The organism is Pseudomonas sp. RSB 5.4 (assembly GCF_037126175.1).
In the GTDB taxonomy this organism is placed as follows: Bacteria; Pseudomonadota; Gammaproteobacteria; order Pseudomonadales; family Pseudomonadaceae; genus Aquipseudomonas; species Aquipseudomonas fluorescens_H.
The window spans coordinates 2940517-2958145 of the sequence record NZ_CP146986.1; the positions used below are offsets into that span (position 1 = coordinate 2940517).

The following is a 17629-nucleotide window of genomic DNA, read 5'->3' on the forward strand; positions in this document are numbered from 1 at the left end:
AGGGCGGCACAGACGCTAAAGAATCACCTTGGCACGCCGCAACTCGGCAATCCGCTCAGCATCAAACCCCAACTCCCCCAACACCTGCTCCGTATGCTGCCCCACCCCCGCACCAACATGTCGCGGCGCCGGCAGCGCCTCGGAGAACTTCAGCGGACAGGCAATCTGCGCCTGCGTCGTACCGTCCCCCCGCGGCACCTGGGTCACCAATTCACGCGCCTGCAACTGCGGATGCTGCACCGCCTCGCTCAGGTTCAATACCGGCTCGACACAGGCATCAACTCCGGCAAACAACTCGCACAGCTCGGCAAAGTCGTGTTTCTCGAATTCAACTTTCAGCGCGTCCTTCAATAACCGCTGCTGCTCGGGTTTCGGCGACAAGCCCTGCGCCGCCAGCTCCGGCCGGCCCAACGTCTGACACATTTGCTGCATGAACGCAGGTTCCAGACTGCCCACTGACAGCCAGCGCCCGTCGCGCGAGCGATAGTAGTCATAGAAGCTGCCGCCATTGAGCATCTGCTCTTCCCAATGCGGTTCCTCGCCACAGGCCAGATACCCGGCACCGGCCATGGCGTTCAGGCTGAAGGCGCAATCGGTCATGCTCACGTCCAGGTGCGTGCCCTGCCCTGTCTGCTGCCGGGCGATAACCGCCGCCAGCAGGCCGATCACGCCATGCAGCGACCCGCCAGCCACATCCGCCACCTGCATGCCCAGTGGCAACGGCCCGCTGTCGGCGCGGCCGGTGTAGCTGGCAAGCCCGGCCAGCGCCAGATAGTTGATGTCATGCCCGGCGCGGTCCTTGTACGGGCCGGTCTGGCCATAGCCGGTGATCGACACGTAAATCAGCTTCGGGTTGATCGCCTTCAGCGCCTCGTAACCCAAGCCCAGACGCTCCATCACACCGGGACGAAACTGCTCGAGGACGATGTCGTATTCAGTCAGCAACTGCCGGACCACCTCTAGCGCTTCAGGCTGCTTGAGGTCCAGCGCCAGACTGCGCTTGTTGCGGTTCAGGTAAGCGTGGCTGGCCGACATGCCCTGATCGTGCGGCGGCAGCACCCGCAGGAGATCCATGCGCGTCGGTGACTCAATGCGCAGCACCTCGGCGCCCATGTCCGCCAGCAACAGCGAGGCGAACGGCCCCGGCAGCAGGGTCGAGAAATCCAGAATTTTCAGTGAGGCCAGCGGCGCAGACATGGGCGATCTCCTTGGGCGATACACCCAGCCTAGGCAGCGCTGCCGAGCACGGCAATCACCGGATGCATCAGCGGCAGTGACCGTAATGCTCAAATCGCCGGCAATAAAAAACCTGCCGAGGCAGGTTCTTCAGTGCCTGTGTGGCGAGGGAGCTTGCTCCCGCTGGGGCGCGAAGCGGCCCCGCTCTTCAAAGAGGGGCCTGCTGCGCAGTCCGGCGGGAGCAAGCTCCCTCGCCACAAGGTAGTACCAAATTGCAGTTACTTGACGTTGCTCGGAGCCACGCCTTCAGCCACACCCAGGTCATCTTCCGGACGAGTATCAACGATACCGCGACCGCCCGAGGCCAGCTCGGATTGCAGTACGTCGGTGTCCAGCTCTTTGACCCACTTGGCGACGACGATGGTTGCCACGGCGTTGCCGACCAGGTTGGTCAGGGCGCGGGCTTCGGACATGAAACGGTCGATACCCAGAATCAGCGCCAGACCGGCCACCGGCAGGTGACCGACCGCCGACAGGGTGGCTGCCAGCACGATGAAGCCCGAACCGGTCACACCGGCCGCGCCTTTGGAGGACAGCAGCAACACCACCAGCAGGGTGATCTGGTGCGTGATGTCCATGTGCGTGTCGGTGGCCTGAGCAATGAACACCGCGGCCATGGTCAGGTAGATCGCGGTACCGTCGAGGTTGAACGAGTAACCGGTCGGGATCACCAGACCCACTACCGATTTCTTCGCCCCCAGACGCTCCATCTTGATCAGCATGCGTGGCAGTACCGATTCCGAAGACGAGGTACCGAGTACGATCAGCAGCTCCTCACGGATGTAGCGAATCATCTTCAGCACGCTGAAGCCGTGCATGCGGGCGATGGCACCCAGCACGATCAGGATGAACAGCACGCAAGTGATGTAGAAGCAGGCCATCAGTTGACCCAGCTGCACCAGCGAGCCGACACCGTAGGCACCGATGGTGAATGCCATCGCACCGAAGGCACCGATTGGCGCGAGCTTCATGATCATGTTGATGATGTTGAACATCACGTGGGCGAAGCGATCGATGAAGTCGAGGATCGGACGGCCGTAGTCACCCAGGCGATGCAGGGCGAAACCGAAGATCACCGAGAACATCAGCACTTGCAGGATGTCACCGGTGGCGAACGCGCCGACGATGGTGGTCGGGATCACGTTGAGCAGGAAGCCGACAACGCTCTGATCAGCACCTTGAGCCACGTAGGTGGCCACTTTCGAAGCGTCCAGCGTGCTGACGTCGATGTGCATGCCGTTGCCCGGCTGCACGATGTTGACCACGATCAGGCCGACCAGCAGCGCGATGGTCGAAACGATTTCGAAGTACAGGAGTGCGTAACCACCGGTCTTGCCGACCGATTTCATGCTTTGCATGCCGGCGATGCCGCTGACCACGGTGCAGAAGATGATCGGGGCAATGATCATCTTGATCAGTTTGATGAACCCGTCACCCAGCGGCTTTACCGCGACACCGAACTGCGGGTAGTAGTGACCGAGTGCAATACCGATGATGATTGCGACGATCACCTGGAAATACAGGGATTTGTACAGTGGCTGACGAGTCGTCATTGCAAGTTTCCTCAAGCGTCCTGCGGGCAACATCCATCTGTTGAGCGCAAAACCTGAATTGCGAACCCTCCTGCACTGGAGGGATTTGTTGTGTCGAGCGGCGCTTCTCCGGCGGGATAGACGCACACTTCTGTCGCTCTTATCGCAAACGCCGTGCCACATTGGTGCAATTCGCTACAAGCCTTTTGATATCAGGGAGTGCAGGGTAATTTTTGTCACTGCCCGGTGACGTAAGTGTGGCGGATTTCCGCCAACTCGTCGGCTCTCGTCCTACAATTTGGCGGAAATCCGCCTTGTTGCCATGCGCATGCCCCGGCTACCATCCGGCGCCAGAGGAAGGATCTGCCGCTTATGCGCGAACGCACCATCGCCAGCCATTTCGCCCGTGCCGCCCTCGGTGGCGCACGCCGTTCGGGCTTCGACTATTCGCTACTGCTGCAGCGACTGGGCATCAGTCCCGAGTTGCTGGATGAGCCGCGGGCGCGAATTGCACCGGAGCAATTCACCCAACTGATCCAGAGCCTGTGGCTGGCGCTGGATGATGAGTACCTGGGCTTCGGCAACGTACCGAGCAAACCCGGCAGCTTCGCGATGATGTGCCACGCCCTGATCCACTGCCGCAACCTGGAGAAGGCACTGCAACGCGGTTTATTGTTTTATAGCCTATTCCCGGGGGCCCCGCGCCTGGACCTGAGCCGCGAAGACGAATGGGTGCGCCTGAGCCTCGATGATTCGCAGCTATGGGACCCGGATCACTTTCTCAGCGAGAGCCTGCTGGTGATCTGGCATCGCCTCGGCAGTTGGCTGATCGGCCAGCGGATTCGTCTGGAGCAGGCCACTTTCAGTTATCCGAAACCGGCGCATGGTGCCGAGTACGACCTGCTGTTCCCCTGCCCGCTGGTGTTTGCCGAAGGCCGAAGCAGCCTGCTGTTTCACAGCCGCTACCTGCACATGCCGTTGTTGCAGGACGAACGCACCCTCAAGCACTTCCTTGAACGCTCCCCCGCCGACCTGCTGTCACGCCCGGACGACGGCGACAGTCTCAGCAGCCGCCTGCGCCGCTTGCTCAGTCGCGACAGCGCGCACTGGCCGGATCTGGAAGCGGTGGCCGCGCACCTGCACATCAGCCCGCAAACCCTGCGTCGGCATTTGCGTGAGGAAGGCACCAGTTTTCAGGAATTGAAGGATCAGTTGCGCCGCGACATCGCCATTTATCATCTGGGACGGGCGGATCTGTCGTTGCAACAGATTGCCGAGCAGTTGGGGTTTTCCGAGCCCTCGGCGTTTCACCGGGCGTTCAAGAAATGGACGGGGCTGACACCGGGGGCTTATCGGGCGCAGGAGCAGTAAGCCTCCGCAGAGTTTTACGCCGAGGCGGCAGGCCCCTTCGCGAGCAAGCTCGCTCCCACAGGGGAATGGCGAGCGCCGCCGATTCAATGTGGGAGCGAGCTTGCTCGCGAAGAGGCCCGAAAGGTGCCGACTAAACCGCAGGAAACTGAATCCTGAACGCCGCCCCGCCCATCGGCGAATCCCCGAGCATCAGTTTGGCGTTGTAGCTCTCGATAATGTCCTTGACCACCGCCAGCCCGATGCCCTGCCCGGGGTGCTGTCGATCCAGACGCTCGCCACGCTCGAGAATCCGCGCCCGTTGATTCGGCGGTACGCCCGGGCCGTCGTCTTCGATGCACAACTCGGTCCCGGCCAGACTCTCGCGAACGCTGATGCGCACTTCGCCCAGACACAGGCGATAGGCATTCTCCAGCAGGTTGCCCATCATCTCCAGCAAAGCGCCCTGCTCGATCGGCACATAGCAGTGCTCCGGCAGATCGAAGGCCACCCGCACACGTTTGTCGCGGTAGACCTTGTCCAGTGTGTCGCACAGGCTTTTGAGCACCGGCTGCAGCCGCACCTGGTGGCGTACCAGCCCGCTTTTGCGCAGGCTGGCGCGTTGCAGTTGGTAGCTGATCTGCTGACTCATGCGCTCGATCTGGGTTTGCAGCACCCAGGCTTGATCACGATCTTCGGGACGTTTCGCCATGTCTTCGCTGACCCCTTGCAACACCGCCAGAGGGGTTTTCAGGCTGTGCGCCAGATCATCGAGAGAGTCGCGGTAGCGGCTGCGCTGCTGGCGTTCGCTGAGCAGCAAACGGTTGAGCGAGCCGGTCAGGCGCAGCAGTTCGCGCGGGTGCTGTTCGGTGAGGCTTTCGCGGGTGCCGCTTTCGATTTCATCGAGTTCCTGGCTGAGCTGGCGCAGCGCCTTGAGGCCCCAGGTCAGGCCGATCCACAACAGCGCCAGCAACACCAGCAATGCGGCACCGAAGCCCAGATAGAGATTTTCGCGCAGGCCTTCGAGGGTGTTTTCGTATTCACGCACCGGTTGCAGGGCAACGATACTGAATGCGGCACTTTTACCGCCAAGCAGTTTGACTTCGACGTCGTAGACGAAGAACTCCTGACCGTCGCTCTCGCGGATCCGCGCGAACTCGTTACCCATGCCGTCGTAACGCGGCTTGTAGTTGATCTGCTCTTCCTGCGTGCCTTTCGAGCGCCAGACCAGTTTGCCTTCGCGATCGTAGATGTAGCCGAGCAAGCGGTTGTCGGTGAGGTTGAAACGCTCATCGGGCAATTGCGCCGGCATCATCAGGCGGCCGTTCTCGATGCGGGCGGCAGAGATCAGCGTGGTGGCGTCCGAAGCCAGCCGCTGCTCGATCGAGTCCTGCAACGCCAGGCTGAACGCGCCCTGCATGGCGGGGAGCAAGCCGAGCATGAACAACACCGCCAACGTGGTGGCGGCGAGCATCAAGCGAACGCGAAGAGAACGAATCAAGTGCAAGGCTCATTGAACAGATAGCCGAGACCGCGCACGGTATCGATCGGCTTGAACCCGCGCGTGCCTTCGAGCTTGCGGCGCAAGCGGCCGACCAGCACTTCGATCACGTTCGGATCGCGCTCGTCGTCGTCCGGATAGAGCTGCTCCATCAGGCGATCCTTGGGCACCACTTGCTGGTGGTGGCGCATCAGGTATTCGAGGATGCGGTATTCGTAGGCAGTCAGCGCCAGTGGCTCTTCATCCAGCGATGCCTGCTTGCGATTGAGGTCCAGCAACAGCGGTCCGGCGACGATGGTCGACTGGGTGAACCCGCTGGAGCGACGCAGCAAGGCGTTGAGTCGTGCATCGAGTTCTTCGAACTGGAACGGCTTGACCACGTAATCGTCGGCACCGGCGGCCAGGCCTTCGACCTTGTCCTGCCAGTTGCCGCGCGCAGTGAGGATCAGCACCGGAAACGTCTTGCCGGTCGAGCGCAACTGTCGGATCAAATCCAGACCGCCCATGCCCGGCAGACCGAGGTCGATGACCGCCAGATCGAAGTTGAACTGCCCGGTCTGGTACAGCGCCTCTTCGGCATTGGCCACGGACTCGACCACATGACCGCTCTCCGTCAGGCGGGTTTGCAGGTGATGGCGCAACAGCGCTTCATCTTCGACGACCAACAGTTTCATAACGCTCTCCCGGGTAAATCAAAAGCTCCAACTTCAACAGCATACCTGTGAGAGCGAGTCTGCTCGCGAAGGCGACGGCACGGGCGACGACTTTCTCATTGCTGTTCGACTGGATGCAAGGTTAGCAAGCCGCCCCTGTACCTGCCCTGAACGCTCGTTGAACCTGCACTGAATCAAATCGACTAGGCTGTCCTGACCACTTTCGATAAGGAGACCGACCATGCGCCTGTTCCTCGCCCTCGCCTTGCTCGCGGCCAGCAGTCTGGCCAACGCCGCGATCAAGACCCAGGAGATTCCCTACCAGAGTGCCGACGGCACCAAACTGATCGGCTACTACGCCTATGACGATGCGATCAAGGGCAAGCGCCCGGGGATCGTCGTGGTGCATGAATGGTGGGGGCTGAACGACTACGCCAAACGCCGCGCCCGCGACCTCGCCGAGCTGGGCTACAGCGCACTGGCGATCGATATGTACGGCGAAGGCAAGAACACCGAGCACCCCAAGGATGCAATGGCATTCATGCAGGCCGCGACCCAGGATGCCGCCGCCTCCAGCAAGCGCTTCGAGGCCGGGCTGAACCTGCTGAAAAAGCAGCCACAGACCGACGTGAATAAAATCGCCGCCATCGGTTACTGCTTCGGCGGCGGCGTGGTGCTCAACGCGGCGCGTCAGGGCGAGCCGCTGGCGGGCGTGGTGAGTTTCCACGGTGCACTGGCGACCACCACCCCGGCAACGCCCGGCAGTGTGAAGGCGAAGATTCTGGTCGAGCATGGTGCGCTGGACAGCATGGTCACCCCGGCCAACGTCACCGCATTCAAATCCGAGATGGACAAGGCCGGCGCCGACTACACATTCGTCAGCCTCGACGGCGCCAAGCATGGTTTCACCAATCCCGATGCCGATCGTTTGAGCCACGGTGAACACGGTGGCCCGGATATCGGCTACAACAAAGCGGCCGATGAAAAATCCTGGGCGGACATGAAAGCGTTCTTCCAGAAAATCTTTGGCTGACATTGCCCCTGTGGCGAGGGAGCTTGCTCCCGCTCGGCGGCAAAGCCGTCGCAAAAACCTGCCGATGCGGTTTACCTGACAGACCTCGTCCACAGTTTTGGGGGGCTTTGCCCCCAGCGGGAGCAAGCTCCCTCGCCACAAAAGTGTGCAGTCTCTACCCAGTCGCGGCTTCAACCGGCAAAATGCCCGCCATGAATTCCAGCCCGATCCTCCCCACCTGCTGCACCGCGCTCGACGCTCACTGGCCGTTGCCCAGCGTGCTGCGCGAGACCGTCCTGTTGAGCACCCGTTTCGACCCGAAACAATTGCTCGGCGACGACTTCCAGCGCAGTGCCATCGAGCCGCCGCCGAGCATTCAGCGTTCGGTTGCCAAGCGCCAGGCAGAGTTTCTTGCCGGGCGGATTTGCGCCCGGGCGGCGTTGCAGCAACTGGAAGGCTCAAGCGTGATTCCGGCGATTGGCGAAGACCGTGCACCGGTATGGCCGGCGCACATCTGCGGCTCGATCACCCACAGCACCGGGCGTGCGGCGGCGATTGTCGCCAACAAGCAGCATTGGCGTGGCTTGGGCATGGACCTGGAAAACCTGCTCGACACCGACCGCGCCGAACGCCTGGCCGGGGAGATCCTGACGCCTGCGGAACTGCAGCGCATGGCCGCCGGTTCGAGGGAACAACTAGCGTTGCTGGTGACGCTGACGTTTTCGGTGAAAGAAAGCCTGTTCAAGGCGTTGTACCCGATTGTGCAGAAGCGCTTTTATTTCGAGCACGCCGAGGTGCTGGAGTGGACAGAGCAAGGGCAGGTTCGGTTGCGTTTGCTGACTGACCTGTCTGCTGAATGGCGTAATGGCACCGAGCTGGAGGCGCAGTTTGGGGTGCAGGAGGGGCAGTTGTTGAGTCTGGTCAGCATTCCTGCCTGAGGATTTTTCAGCCTGTTCCGCCGCCTTCGCGAGCAAGCCCGCTCCCACCCTTGAAATGCATTCCCCTGTGGGAGCGGGCTTGCTCGCGAAGGCATCATCCCTGCCACCACAAAACTCAGCGGCGTTCCTGATTCCGCGGCCAACTCAGACTGAAGCAGGCCCCGCCCAGACTCTTGCTCTTGTTGATCAGCGCCCGGCCGTCATGCCAATGGATGATCCGCCGCACAATCGACAGCCCCAGCCCATGCCCGCCCGACGCCCGCGTACGGCTGTCATCCAGACGCAGAAACGGCGTGAAGATGCGCTCCCACGCCACCTCCGGCACGCCCGGCCCGTCATCCTCGACATCGACCCGGCAGCGCAACTGCCCGACCTGATAACTCACCGTGACTTTCGAGCGCGCATGGCGCATCGCGTTGCTCACCAGATTCTGCAACGCGCGGTGCAGGAAGCGCGGCTCGGCTTCGACCCAGGCGCCATCGTTGTCCGCCGCTGACAGGCACAACCCGCGCTGCACCGTGACCTCGGCACGCAACGGCGCCAGTTCTTCGATCACCTGATTGACCAGCGCATCGAGGTCGATGCGTTGAAAGGTCAGTGCCGGCGAGCCTTGCTCCAGCCGCGCGTAAGTGAGCATTTCGTCGACCAGCTTATCGAGATCCTCGATGTCGTGATCCATGCCCTCGCGGTACTTTTCCAGCGCCTGCGGGGTGGTGGCCGAGCCGATCATCTCCAGGCCGAAACGCAGGCGCGCCACCGGAGTACGCAACTCATGGGACACCGCGCGCACCAACTCGCGCTGGATTGCCAGCAACTGCTGCAAGTGCTCGGCCATGCCGTTGAACGCTGCCGCCAGCCGTCCTACCGAGTCAGCGCCCCGGGCCGGCACGCGGGTTTCCAGGCTGCCCTTGGCGATGCGCGTGGCCGCGGCTTCGAGGCCGCGCAAACGCCGTTCGAGCTGGCGCACCAACAGGTAAACGATCAGGCCGATCAGACTCAGGCCGAGTGCAGCGATCAGCACCAGCCATTGCGGCGGATACGGATTCATCTGATACAGCGGGCCGATTTCCAGCACCCACGGCGTGCCGACCATACCGGCAAACACCCGGATCGAGTCACCACCCTTGCCCAGCGCCATCACCGTGTCGCCCTCGGACACGCGGCGGCTCTGGTCTTCGTCCATGTCGGCCTCGTTGACCGTGACCAGTCGCAGATCAAAACCGAAGCCCTTCTCTTCCTTTAACTGCGCCAGCCGCTTGGGTTGTTCGCCCACCGGAAAACGCACCAGCTCATCGGCCAGCAGATAAATGGTCGCACGGGCCAGTTGTTCGCTGATCTGTTGCACGTCGCCGGTGAGCAGCAACTGTTCCTTGTCGCTGACCAGTCGATAGACCCGCGCCGCATGCGGGCCGGTCTGCTCCACCAACGCTTGACCGCGTTGCACCCGGGTGCGCTGTGACAAGTCCAGATCAGTCTCGGAAAACTTCTTCAGCGCCAGCGGAATCCCCAGCAGCCGCTCCCACACCAACAGCGCCCGATGGCGCTCGGTTTCGTTCATCGGTTGCAGGTTGTCGGCCATCAGCGAGAACGTACCGTGGGCGAGGCGCTCGCGGTACTGCTCGCTGCGCACCTGATTGAGCAGATGCAACGCCAGCACGCCGAGCACCGCCACCAGAATCAGCGCCGCGCACATGCCGCCGTAGATGCGCAGAAAAATCGAGTTCACAGCGCCAGGTCTACGCAGGCTTCAGGGACGAACAGATAGCCTTTGCTGCGGATAGTCTTGATCAGGCGCGGGTGGTCGGGGTCGTCGCCGATTTTCGGGCGAATGCGCGAGATACGCACATCGATCGAGCGGTCCTGGCCGTCGTAACCGATGCCCCGCAGCGCAGTAAAGATCTCTTCGCGAGAGAGGATTCGCCCGGCATTCGACACCAGCAGCCAGAGCAGGTCGAATTCGGCGCTGGTCAGTTCGATGCCGCTGTCACTGAGCCAGGCTTCGCGCAAGGCGTTGTCCACCACCAGCGGGCCGAATTGCAGGCGACGGCTTTTTTCCGCGACGGGTTCGGCTGTGTCACTGCGGCGCAGCAAGGCCTGAATCCGCGCCAGCAACAGCCGTGGACGCACCGGTTTGCACACGTAATCGTCGGCGCCGAGGTCGAGGCCCTGGATCTGGTCGGCATCGTCGGTCCGCGCGGTGAGCATCAGGATCGGCCCGTCATAACGGTCGCGCACCTTGCGGCAGATGCTCAGACCGTCTTCACCGGGCAGCATCAGGTCGAGGATCACCAGGTCCGGCTGCTCCTTGATGATCCGCGCCGCCGCCAGCGCGCCGTTGCCTTCAATCTCCACCTGCAATCCATTGGCTTGCAGGTATTCGCGGGTGAGTTCGGCCAGACGCTGGTCGTCCTCGACTATCAATACCTGCCAGGCTTCTTGCTCCACCAGTGACCTCTGCTTGCTGTTTTTATTAATAAAGGAAGAATGCTCGGCCTGACTCAATTCCCCTGTGGGAGCGGGCTTGCTCGCGAAGACGGCGGCACGGTCAACATGGATATTGCCTGACCCACCGCTTTCGCGAGCAAGCCCGCTCTCACATTTCTCCCGTCTTTTTGTCATCTTTCGGGAGGATAAGAATGGGTAAACACTGCCCGATTGTATAAACGGCGTACAACCAGAACACAAGTCGCCAAATGCGTTCGGACAACCCGGTTTTTTGTGATAGGGTTCGCGCCCTTAAAAATCCGCTGAAGCGTTTTTCCCGAGTGAAAAACAGTGACAAACGGTCTAGCTCAGCAGGTTCGCGGCCTACACGGGAATTCCTGGTTTCTTACACAATTTACGCACAGGCTTATCCACAGCTAGTACGTTGCAAGCCCCCTCGAAACGCATTATCTTGTAGCACGGCGCAAGGAGAGACCCTACATATAGGGTTTTCCGCTCAAACGCCCAACCACATTTCGGACCTGAAACTCAAGCGCTTTATTGCCGGTTTCCGGTTGAACCAAGCAAGTTTTTCAAAGCCCAAACCGCACTTGCGGATGGCACCGTTTTTTAGGTTGGAAACGACCGGAACGGTACGGGTGTTGCAGTCATGACTGTCACCCTGGAAGGAATCCGGCTCGAGCCCTGGCTCGCAGCCAAAAACTTCGGCAAGGATGCGGCGTCATTAGCCTTTTTCCTACTGGTCCGAAGTTGTTATGCCCGACGCCCGTCGGTTGTAGTGCTTCGGACCAGAACGGTGAGCACCATGATGGTGCCCAAACAAACATAGAGAATGTGGAGATCACCCCCCATGCAAACCGACACAACTCGCGAGAACCCGCAGGGCACCTTGCCGCAGGCCGCCGATTCGAATTCGGATCTGGCTGCCACCGCGCCTGGTCAACTGCGCGTGATCAAGCGTAATGGCACTGTCGTTCCTTACACCGATGACAAGATCACCGTCGCTATCACCAAAGCGTTTCTCGCAGTTGAGGGCGGCACCGCTGCCGCTTCGTCGCGAATCCACGACACCGTTGCCCGTCTGACCGAACAAGTCACCGCGACCTTCAAGCGTCGCATGCCGTCGGGCGGCACCATCCACATCGAAGAAATCCAGGACCAGGTCGAACTGGCCCTGATGCGTGCCGGCGAGCAGAAAGTCGCTCGCGACTACGTGATCTACCGTGACGGCCGTTCGAAAGAACGCGCTGCTCACGCTCCGGTCGAAGCTGCGGTCGACGCGCACCCGTCGATCCGTATTACCCGCGCCGACGGCAGCCTCGCGCCGCTGGACATGGGCCGCCTGAACACCATCGTCACCGAAGCCTGCGAAGGCCTGGCTGAAGTCGATGGCGACCTGATCCAGCGCGAAACCCTGAAGAACCTGTACGACGGCGTGGCCCTGAACGACGTCAACACCGCACTGGTGATGACCGCGCGTACCCTGGTTGAACGTGAGCCGAACTACTCGTTCGTGACCGCGCGCCTGCTGATGGACACCCTGCGTGCCGAAGGCCTGGGCTTCCTCGGTGTGGCCGAAAGCGCCACTCACCACGAAATGGCCGAGCTGTACGCCAAGGCGCTGCCGGCCTACGTTGCCAAAGGTATCGAGTTCGAACTGCTGAACCCTGTGCTGGCCACCTTCGACCTGGAAAAACTGGGCAAGGCGATCAACCACGAGCGTGATCAGCAATTCACCTACCTGGGCCTGCAGACCCTGTACGACCGTTACTTCATCCACAAGGATGGCGTGCGTTTCGAACTGCCGCAGATCTTCTTCATGCGCGTGGCCATGGGCCTGGCAATCGAAGAGAAGCAGAAAGAAGACCGTGCGATCGAGTTCTACAACCTGTTGTCGTCCTTCGACTACATGGCGTCGACTCCGACCCTGTTCAACGCCGGCACCCTGCGTCCACAGCTGTCGAGCTGCTACCTGACCACCGTTCCGGACGACCTGTCGGGCATCTACCACGCGATCCACGACAACGCCATGCTGTCGAAATTCGCTGGCGGCCTGGGCAACGACTGGACCCCGGTTCGCGCACTGGGCTCGTACATCAAGGGCACCAACGGCAAGTCGCAAGGCGTGGTGCCGTTCCTGAAAGTGGTGAACGACACCGCTGTAGCCGTCAACCAGGGTGGCAAGCGCAAAGGCGCTGTGTGTGCCTACCTGGAAACCTGGCACATGGACATCGAAGAGTTCATCGAGCTGCGCAAGAACACCGGTGATGATCGTCGTCGTACCCACGACATGAACACCGCCAACTGGATCCCTGACCTGTTCATGAAGCGTGTCTTCGACGACGGCAAGTGGACCCTGTTCTCGCCATCCGAAGTTCCGGACCTGCATGACCTGACCGGTAAAGCCTTCGAAGAGCGCTACGAGTACTACGAAGCCCTGACCGAGTACCCGGGCAAGGTCAAGCTGTTCAAGACCATCCAGGCCAAAGACCTGTGGCGCAAGATGCTCTCCATGCTGTTCGAAACCGGCCACCCATGGCTGACGTTCAAAGACCCGTGCAACCTGCGTAGCCCGCAGCAGCACGTCGGCGTGGTTCACAGCTCGAACCTGTGCACCGAGATCACCTTGAACACCAACAAGGACGAGATCGCCGTTTGCAACCTGGGCTCGATCAACCTGCCGAACCACATCGTCGACGGCAAGCTGGACACCGCCAAGCTGCAACGCACCGTGAACACTGCCGTACGCATGCTCGACAACGTGATCGACATCAACTACTACTCGGTGCCGCAAGCGAAGAACTCCAACTTCCGCCACCGTCCGGTCGGTCTGGGCATCATGGGTTTCCAGGACGCGCTGTATCTGCAGCACATCCCTTACGGTTCCGACGCTGCCGTCGAGTTCGCCGACAAGTCGATGGAAGCGGTCAGCTACTACGCGATCCAGGCGTCCTGCGACCTGGCAGACGAGCGTGGTGCCTACGAGACCTTCAACGGTTCGCTGTGGTCCAAAGGCATCCTGCCACTGGATTCGCAACAGATCCTGATCGAGCAACGTGGCCAGAAGTACATCGACGTTGACCTGAACGAAACCCTGGACTGGGCACCGGTTCGCGCCCGTGTTCAGAAAGGCATTCGTAACTCCAACATCATGGCCATCGCACCGACCGCAACCATCGCCAACATCACCGGCGTATCGCAGTCGATCGAACCGACCTACCAGAACCTGTATGTGAAATCGAACCTGTCGGGCGAATTCACCGTGATCAACCCGTACCTGGTTCGCGACCTCAAGGCGCGCGGTCTGTGGGACTCGGTCATGATCAACGACCTGAAGTACTACGACGGTTCGGTTCAGCAGATCGAGCGCATCCCGCAAGAACTCAAAGAGCTCTACGCGACCGCGTTCGAAGTGGACACCAAGTGGATCGTTGACGCCGCCAGCCGTCGTCAGAAGTGGATCGACCAGGCTCAGTCGCTGAACCTGTACATCGCCGGCGCATCGGGCAAGAAGCTCGACGTGACCTACCGCATGGCCTGGTACCGTGGTCTGAAAACCACCTACTACCTCCGTGCCCTGGCCGCGACCAGCACCGAGAAGTCGACCATCAACACCGGCAAGCTGAACGCTGTTTCCAGCGGCGGCAACCACGGCGACGATTCGGTTCTGGCCGCTCCGGCAGGTCCGGCTCCAGTGCCAAAGGCTTGCGCGATCGACGAGCCGGATTGCGAAGCTTGCCAATAAGCTGAGCTGAGTCAGGCGTTGCGAGGCGCCTGATCTCTCCAGGCAAAAGAAACCCCCGACAGACTTCTGGTTTGTCGGGGGTTTTCTTTTGCCCGCCATTTACCTGTAGGAGCTGTCGAGAGCAACGAGGCTACGATCTTTTGATCTTCAGTGCTGCTGCCAAAGACCAAAAGATCGCAGCCTTCGGCAGCTCCTACAGAGGATGAGTACATCTGGCAGGCTGGCCCCCACGCAAATCAACAGTCCACCGCATCCGCTTTTCACCACTCAACAGGATGAGCGCAAGCTCGGCTGCAGCTCTTGATCTTGCCGTACCGGCCCCTTCGGCAGGCTGAGTGGAGGGATTTATCCGGGGATGGGAGCGCAGCGACCGTTCGACGAAGTCGAACACATCGAGAGGAGGTGCAGCGAAGCAAACCGGAGGCGATGCCCCCGGATGAATCCCGCAGCGAAGGAACCCGAGCCTAAGCGAGGGCCGAACGCTGGGGCCCAGCCTTTTGGTTACTTTTTGGCGTCTGAAAAAGTGACTCGCCGCAAGGGCGAAACCGCCAGCCGCAGCACCCGAAGCAACGGATATTCACCCAATCAAAACAGCTGCCACCCAATAGCCGCCCACAAAAAAGCCCCTCAAAAAGAGGGGCTCTTGCACAACCAGAAACCGCAATCAGGTCATCTGAATGATGGTCTGCATGATGGTGCTCTGAGTCGAAATGGTCTTGGCGTTCGCCTGATAGTTGCTCTGGCCCTTGATCAGGTCCACCAGTTCGTTGGTCAGGTTAACGTTCGACTCTTCCAGCGAGTTGGACGCGATCGAACCGAGTGTACCGGTTTCCGGCGCATCGTAACCCGGGATACCCGAGGCGAACGTCTCTTTCCAGCTAGTACCGCCGACAGCCTGCAGGCCTTGTTCGTTGGTGAAGCTGGCCAGCGCAACCTGGCCGATGGCCTTGCTCTGGTTGTTGCTGAAGTTGGCGAACAGGGTACCGGTACCGTCGATGGTCAGGTTGGTGATCTGGCCAGTGGCGTAACCGTCCTGAGTCGGGATCGAACGCGCGGTATCAGCGTTAAACTGAGTGGTCTTGGCCATGGAAATGGTCACGCCATTGGTGTTGGCAGACGCGCCGTTAGGCGTGAATTTGCCGTTGGTCACGGTGCCCGGTACCCAGCCGGTCAGCTTCAAGTCGCTGCTGATAATCGGATTGGCCGGGTCCGCCGGGTTAGGCGTGCTGACCTGAGTGAGATTGCCAGAGCTGTCGAAGGTCAGTGTCGAAGCAACCGGAGGAGTGGCAGGATCGCTTGGATCGCTACCGGTAGCGTCCGGATTGCGCCCATCCACCAGGGTGTAAACCTTCCAGGTATTGTCATCAGTCTTCACAAAGTACTGATCCATGACGTGCGAGTTGCCCTGAGTGTCATAGATCGGGGTACTGAACGACTTGGTGTACGTCGCAAGCTTGGTCGGATCGAACACGACAGCGTTGGCGCCCGTATCGACGATTTTTGTTGCCGAGGAGTTCAGGTTGATGCTCGAAGTCACCAACGAAGTCGATTTCGGCGCCAGGTTCGAGGTGTCGATCTTCAGGTCGGTCAACACGCCGTTGATGATCTTGCCGTTGGCGTCCACACCGTAACCTTGCAGACGCGAGGTGTAGTCGGTGTTGGTGATATAGCCGGCATTGTCGACCTTGAACGTACCGGCACGGGTGTAAGTGATCGCGCCGTTGTTGCTCATGGTGAAGAAGCCGGAACCGTTGATGCCCATGTCCAACACGTTGCCAGTGTTGTTGATATCACCCTGGGTGAACTGCTGGGACACGTTGGCCAGGCGCACACCGTTGCCGATGACCTTGCTGCCGCTACCCAGGCGAGTGGCCGAGTAGACGTCTTCGAATTCTGCACGGGACGATTTGAAACCGGCGGTCGCGACGTTGGCGATGTTGTTGCCGGTCACGTCCAGTTGTTTGTTGGCTGCATAGAGACCGCTAAGGCCGATATTGAAAGACATATTCCACTCCTTTGTGCCGGTTAGTCGGCTCTATATACCAATGGTTTGTACTTTGGACAGGGCAACGGTGCCCTTGCCGGACAGGTTGAGCATCAGCTCGCCACCGGTCTGGCTGATGGTCACACTGTTGACCGTGGCTGGCAGATAGGTCGCCATATCGGTCGAGGTGCCATTGATCGAGGCGTTGGCCTTGACGGTGTAGGTACCGGTATTCACCAGGTTGCCGTCCTTGTCCTTGCCGTCCCAGGTGAAGCTCGCGCTGCCTGCGGCGCGACTGCCCAGATCGATGGTGCGAACGACCGTGCCGCTGCTGTCGGTAATGCTGACGGTGCCGCCGGCAATCGACGACGGAACGGTGACCGAACCGGTCATGCCTTTGCTCGGGTCGTCCAATTGAACGGTGTTGGTCTGCACGATCACGTTGCGGCCCACCAGCGACGACGCCTGCAGGGCCTGCGAGGAGTTGTAGTTGCCGGCCAGCGAGCTGACGGTGCTGTTAAGCGTGGTGATGCCTTCCAGGCTGCTGAACTGCGCCAACTGCGCAACGAACGCGCTGTTGTCCTGCGGGTCGAGCGGGTTCTGGTTTTTCAGCTGGGTGACCAGCAATTGCAGGAACGCATCCTTGCCCAGCGCCTGGCCGCCGGTGGAACTGTTAGTCGCAGAAGCAATGCCATCGGCGGTCGAACTGGTCTTCTTCGACGAGTTCGCCAGGATGTCATTCATGCTCAAGCTGCTGGTGGTATCGGAAACACTCATGGCAGTCGCCCCTTATTACTGACCGAGGGTCAGCACCTTCTGCATCATGGTTTTGGCGGTGTTCATCATTTCGGCGTTGGTCTGGAACGACCGGCTCGCGGAAATCATGTCAGCCATTTCTTCCACCACGTTGACGTTCGGGTAGTAGACGTAACCCTTGGCGTCAGCGGCCGGATGGTTCGGCTCGTAGCGCGCTTCGAGGTTGCTCTGGTCTTCGACCACGCCAAGCACCTGTACGCCCTGCCCTGCAGCGTCCTGGCTCTGGAACAGCGAGTTGCTGCCGCTGTTCTGGCCGCCCTGGAACATGGTGGCGAACACCGGGTGACGGGCGCGGTAAGTCTGGTCGATGCTCGACGAGACAGTTTCGGCGTTGGCTATGTTCGAAGCCACGGTGTTCAGACGCGTGGTTTGTGCGCTCATGCCGCTGCCGGCAATGTTGAAAACGCTAGACAGGGACAT

At 60.6% G+C, this 17629-nt stretch carries 13 protein-coding genes; 4 read left to right on the forward strand and 9 right to left on the reverse strand.

Features of this window, described 5'->3' with window-relative positions; all coding sequences use genetic code 11:
- Nucleotides 1–15: 15 nt before the first annotated feature.
- Together V9L13_RS13220 and V9L13_RS13225 are read right to left on the reverse strand one after the other, a co-directional pair.
- Nucleotides 16–1197 (reverse strand): CaiB/BaiF CoA-transferase family protein, encoded by a 1182-nt coding sequence (locus tag V9L13_RS13220; RefSeq protein WP_338802725.1) that lies wholly within the window; start codon nt 1195–1197, stop codon nt 16–18.
- Between the two features lie 257 nt (nt 1198–1454).
- Complete coding sequence (locus V9L13_RS13225; protein WP_003227196.1) at nt 1455–2789, reverse strand: dicarboxylate/amino acid:cation symporter; 1335 nt, start codon at nt 2787–2789, stop codon at nt 1455–1457.
- Between the two features lie 351 nt (nt 2790–3140).
- On the opposite strand from V9L13_RS13225, the gene V9L13_RS13230 reads away from it, so the two are divergent.
- The gene (locus tag V9L13_RS13230; RefSeq protein WP_338802726.1) at nt 3141–4139 is read left to right on the forward strand and encodes an AraC family transcriptional regulator; all 999 of its coding nucleotides are present in this window, start codon (nt 3141–3143) and stop codon (nt 4137–4139) included.
- A 130-nt stretch (nt 4140–4269) separates the two neighbouring features.
- Here the strand turns inward: V9L13_RS13230 and V9L13_RS13235 are convergent, their stop codons facing one another.
- Together V9L13_RS13235 and V9L13_RS13240 are read right to left on the reverse strand one after the other, a co-directional pair.
- Nucleotides 4270–5616, reverse strand: coding sequence for an ATP-binding protein (locus V9L13_RS13235; protein ID WP_045122590.1), 1347 nt, complete (start codon nt 5614–5616; stop codon nt 4270–4272).
- Nucleotides 5613–6290, reverse strand: a complete 678-nt coding sequence (locus V9L13_RS13240) for a response regulator transcription factor (RefSeq protein WP_103485452.1) — start codon at nt 6288–6290, stop codon at nt 5613–5615. The genes V9L13_RS13235 and V9L13_RS13240 overlap by 4 nt, the downstream gene beginning before the upstream one ends.
- Nucleotides 6291–6510: 220 nt before the next feature.
- On the opposite strand from V9L13_RS13240, the gene V9L13_RS13245 reads away from it, so the two are divergent.
- Complete coding sequence (locus V9L13_RS13245; RefSeq protein ID WP_338802727.1) at nt 6511–7302, forward strand: dienelactone hydrolase family protein; 792 nt, start codon at nt 6511–6513, stop codon at nt 7300–7302.
- Between the two features lie 191 nt (nt 7303–7493).
- Nucleotides 7494–8219, forward strand: coding sequence for a 4'-phosphopantetheinyl transferase (locus V9L13_RS13250; RefSeq protein WP_338802728.1), 726 nt, complete (start codon nt 7494–7496; stop codon nt 8217–8219).
- 115 nt (nt 8220–8334) lie between these two features.
- Here the strand turns inward: V9L13_RS13250 and V9L13_RS13255 are convergent, their stop codons facing one another.
- Nucleotides 8335–9945: an ATP-binding protein gene (locus tag V9L13_RS13255; protein ID WP_338802729.1), complete on the reverse strand. Its 1611-nt coding sequence runs from the start codon at nt 9943–9945 to the stop codon at nt 8335–8337.
- Complete coding sequence (locus tag V9L13_RS13260) at nt 9942–10664, reverse strand: response regulator (RefSeq protein WP_103485449.1); 723 nt, start codon at nt 10662–10664, stop codon at nt 9942–9944. The genes V9L13_RS13255 and V9L13_RS13260 overlap by 4 nt, the downstream gene beginning before the upstream one ends.
- Nucleotides 10665–11514: 850 nt before the next feature.
- Here V9L13_RS13260 and V9L13_RS13265 point away from each other — a divergent pair.
- On the forward strand, nt 11515–14409 hold the full coding sequence (locus V9L13_RS13265; protein ID WP_003227212.1) for a ribonucleoside-diphosphate reductase subunit alpha: 2895 nt from the start codon (nt 11515–11517) through the stop codon (nt 14407–14409).
- A 664-nt stretch (nt 14410–15073) separates the two neighbouring features.
- Here V9L13_RS13265 and flgE read toward each other — a convergent pair.
- From flgE to flgC, 3 genes are read right to left on the reverse strand one after another with little or no spacing between them, the layout of a single operon-like run.
- Nucleotides 15074–16414 carry a flagellar hook protein FlgE gene (flgE, locus tag V9L13_RS13270; protein ID WP_338802730.1) on the reverse strand — a complete coding sequence of 447 codons (1341 nt, stop codon included), beginning with the start codon at nt 16412–16414 and terminating at the stop codon, nt 15074–15076.
- Nucleotides 16415–16444: 30 nt separating this feature from the next.
- Nucleotides 16445–17170 (reverse strand): flagellar hook assembly protein FlgD, encoded by a 726-nt coding sequence (gene flgD / locus V9L13_RS13275; protein WP_103521696.1) that lies wholly within the window; start codon nt 17168–17170, stop codon nt 16445–16447.
- 15 nt (nt 17171–17185) lie between these two features.
- Nucleotides 17186–17629, reverse strand: a complete 444-nt coding sequence (gene flgC / locus V9L13_RS13280; RefSeq protein ID WP_003227217.1) for a flagellar basal body rod protein FlgC — start codon at nt 17627–17629, stop codon at nt 17186–17188.

Excerpts from the sequence above, each read along its gene's own strand:
- flgE (WP_338802730.1), bottom strand. The coding sequence starts at position 16,414 with ATGTCTTTCAATATCGGCCTTAGCGGTCTCTATGCAGCCAACAAACAA.
- V9L13_RS13265 (WP_003227212.1), top strand. The coding sequence starts at position 11,515 with ATGCAAACCGACACAACTCGCGAGAACCCGCAGGGCACCTTGCCGCAG.
- V9L13_RS13230 (WP_338802726.1), top strand. The coding sequence starts at position 3,141 with ATGCGCGAACGCACCATCGCCAGCCATTTCGCCCGTGCCGCCCTCGGT.
- V9L13_RS13245 (WP_338802727.1), top strand. The coding sequence starts at position 6,511 with ATGCGCCTGTTCCTCGCCCTCGCCTTGCTCGCGGCCAGCAGTCTGGCC.
- V9L13_RS13220 (WP_338802725.1), bottom strand. The coding sequence starts at position 1,197 with ATGTCTGCGCCGCTGGCCTCACTGAAAATTCTGGATTTCTCGACCCTG.
- V9L13_RS13240 (WP_103485452.1), bottom strand. The coding sequence starts at position 6,290 with ATGAAACTGTTGGTCGTCGAAGATGAAGCGCTGTTGCGCCATCACCTG.
- flgC (WP_003227217.1), bottom strand. The coding sequence starts at position 17,629 with ATGTCCCTGTCTAGCGTTTTCAACATTGCCGGCAGCGGCATGAGCGCA.
- V9L13_RS13225 (WP_003227196.1), bottom strand. The coding sequence starts at position 2,789 with ATGACGACTCGTCAGCCACTGTACAAATCCCTGTATTTCCAGGTGATC.
- flgD (WP_103521696.1), bottom strand. The coding sequence starts at position 17,170 with ATGAGTGTTTCCGATACCACCAGCAGCTTGAGCATGAATGACATCCTG.
- V9L13_RS13250 (WP_338802728.1), top strand. The coding sequence starts at position 7,494 with ATGAATTCCAGCCCGATCCTCCCCACCTGCTGCACCGCGCTCGACGCT.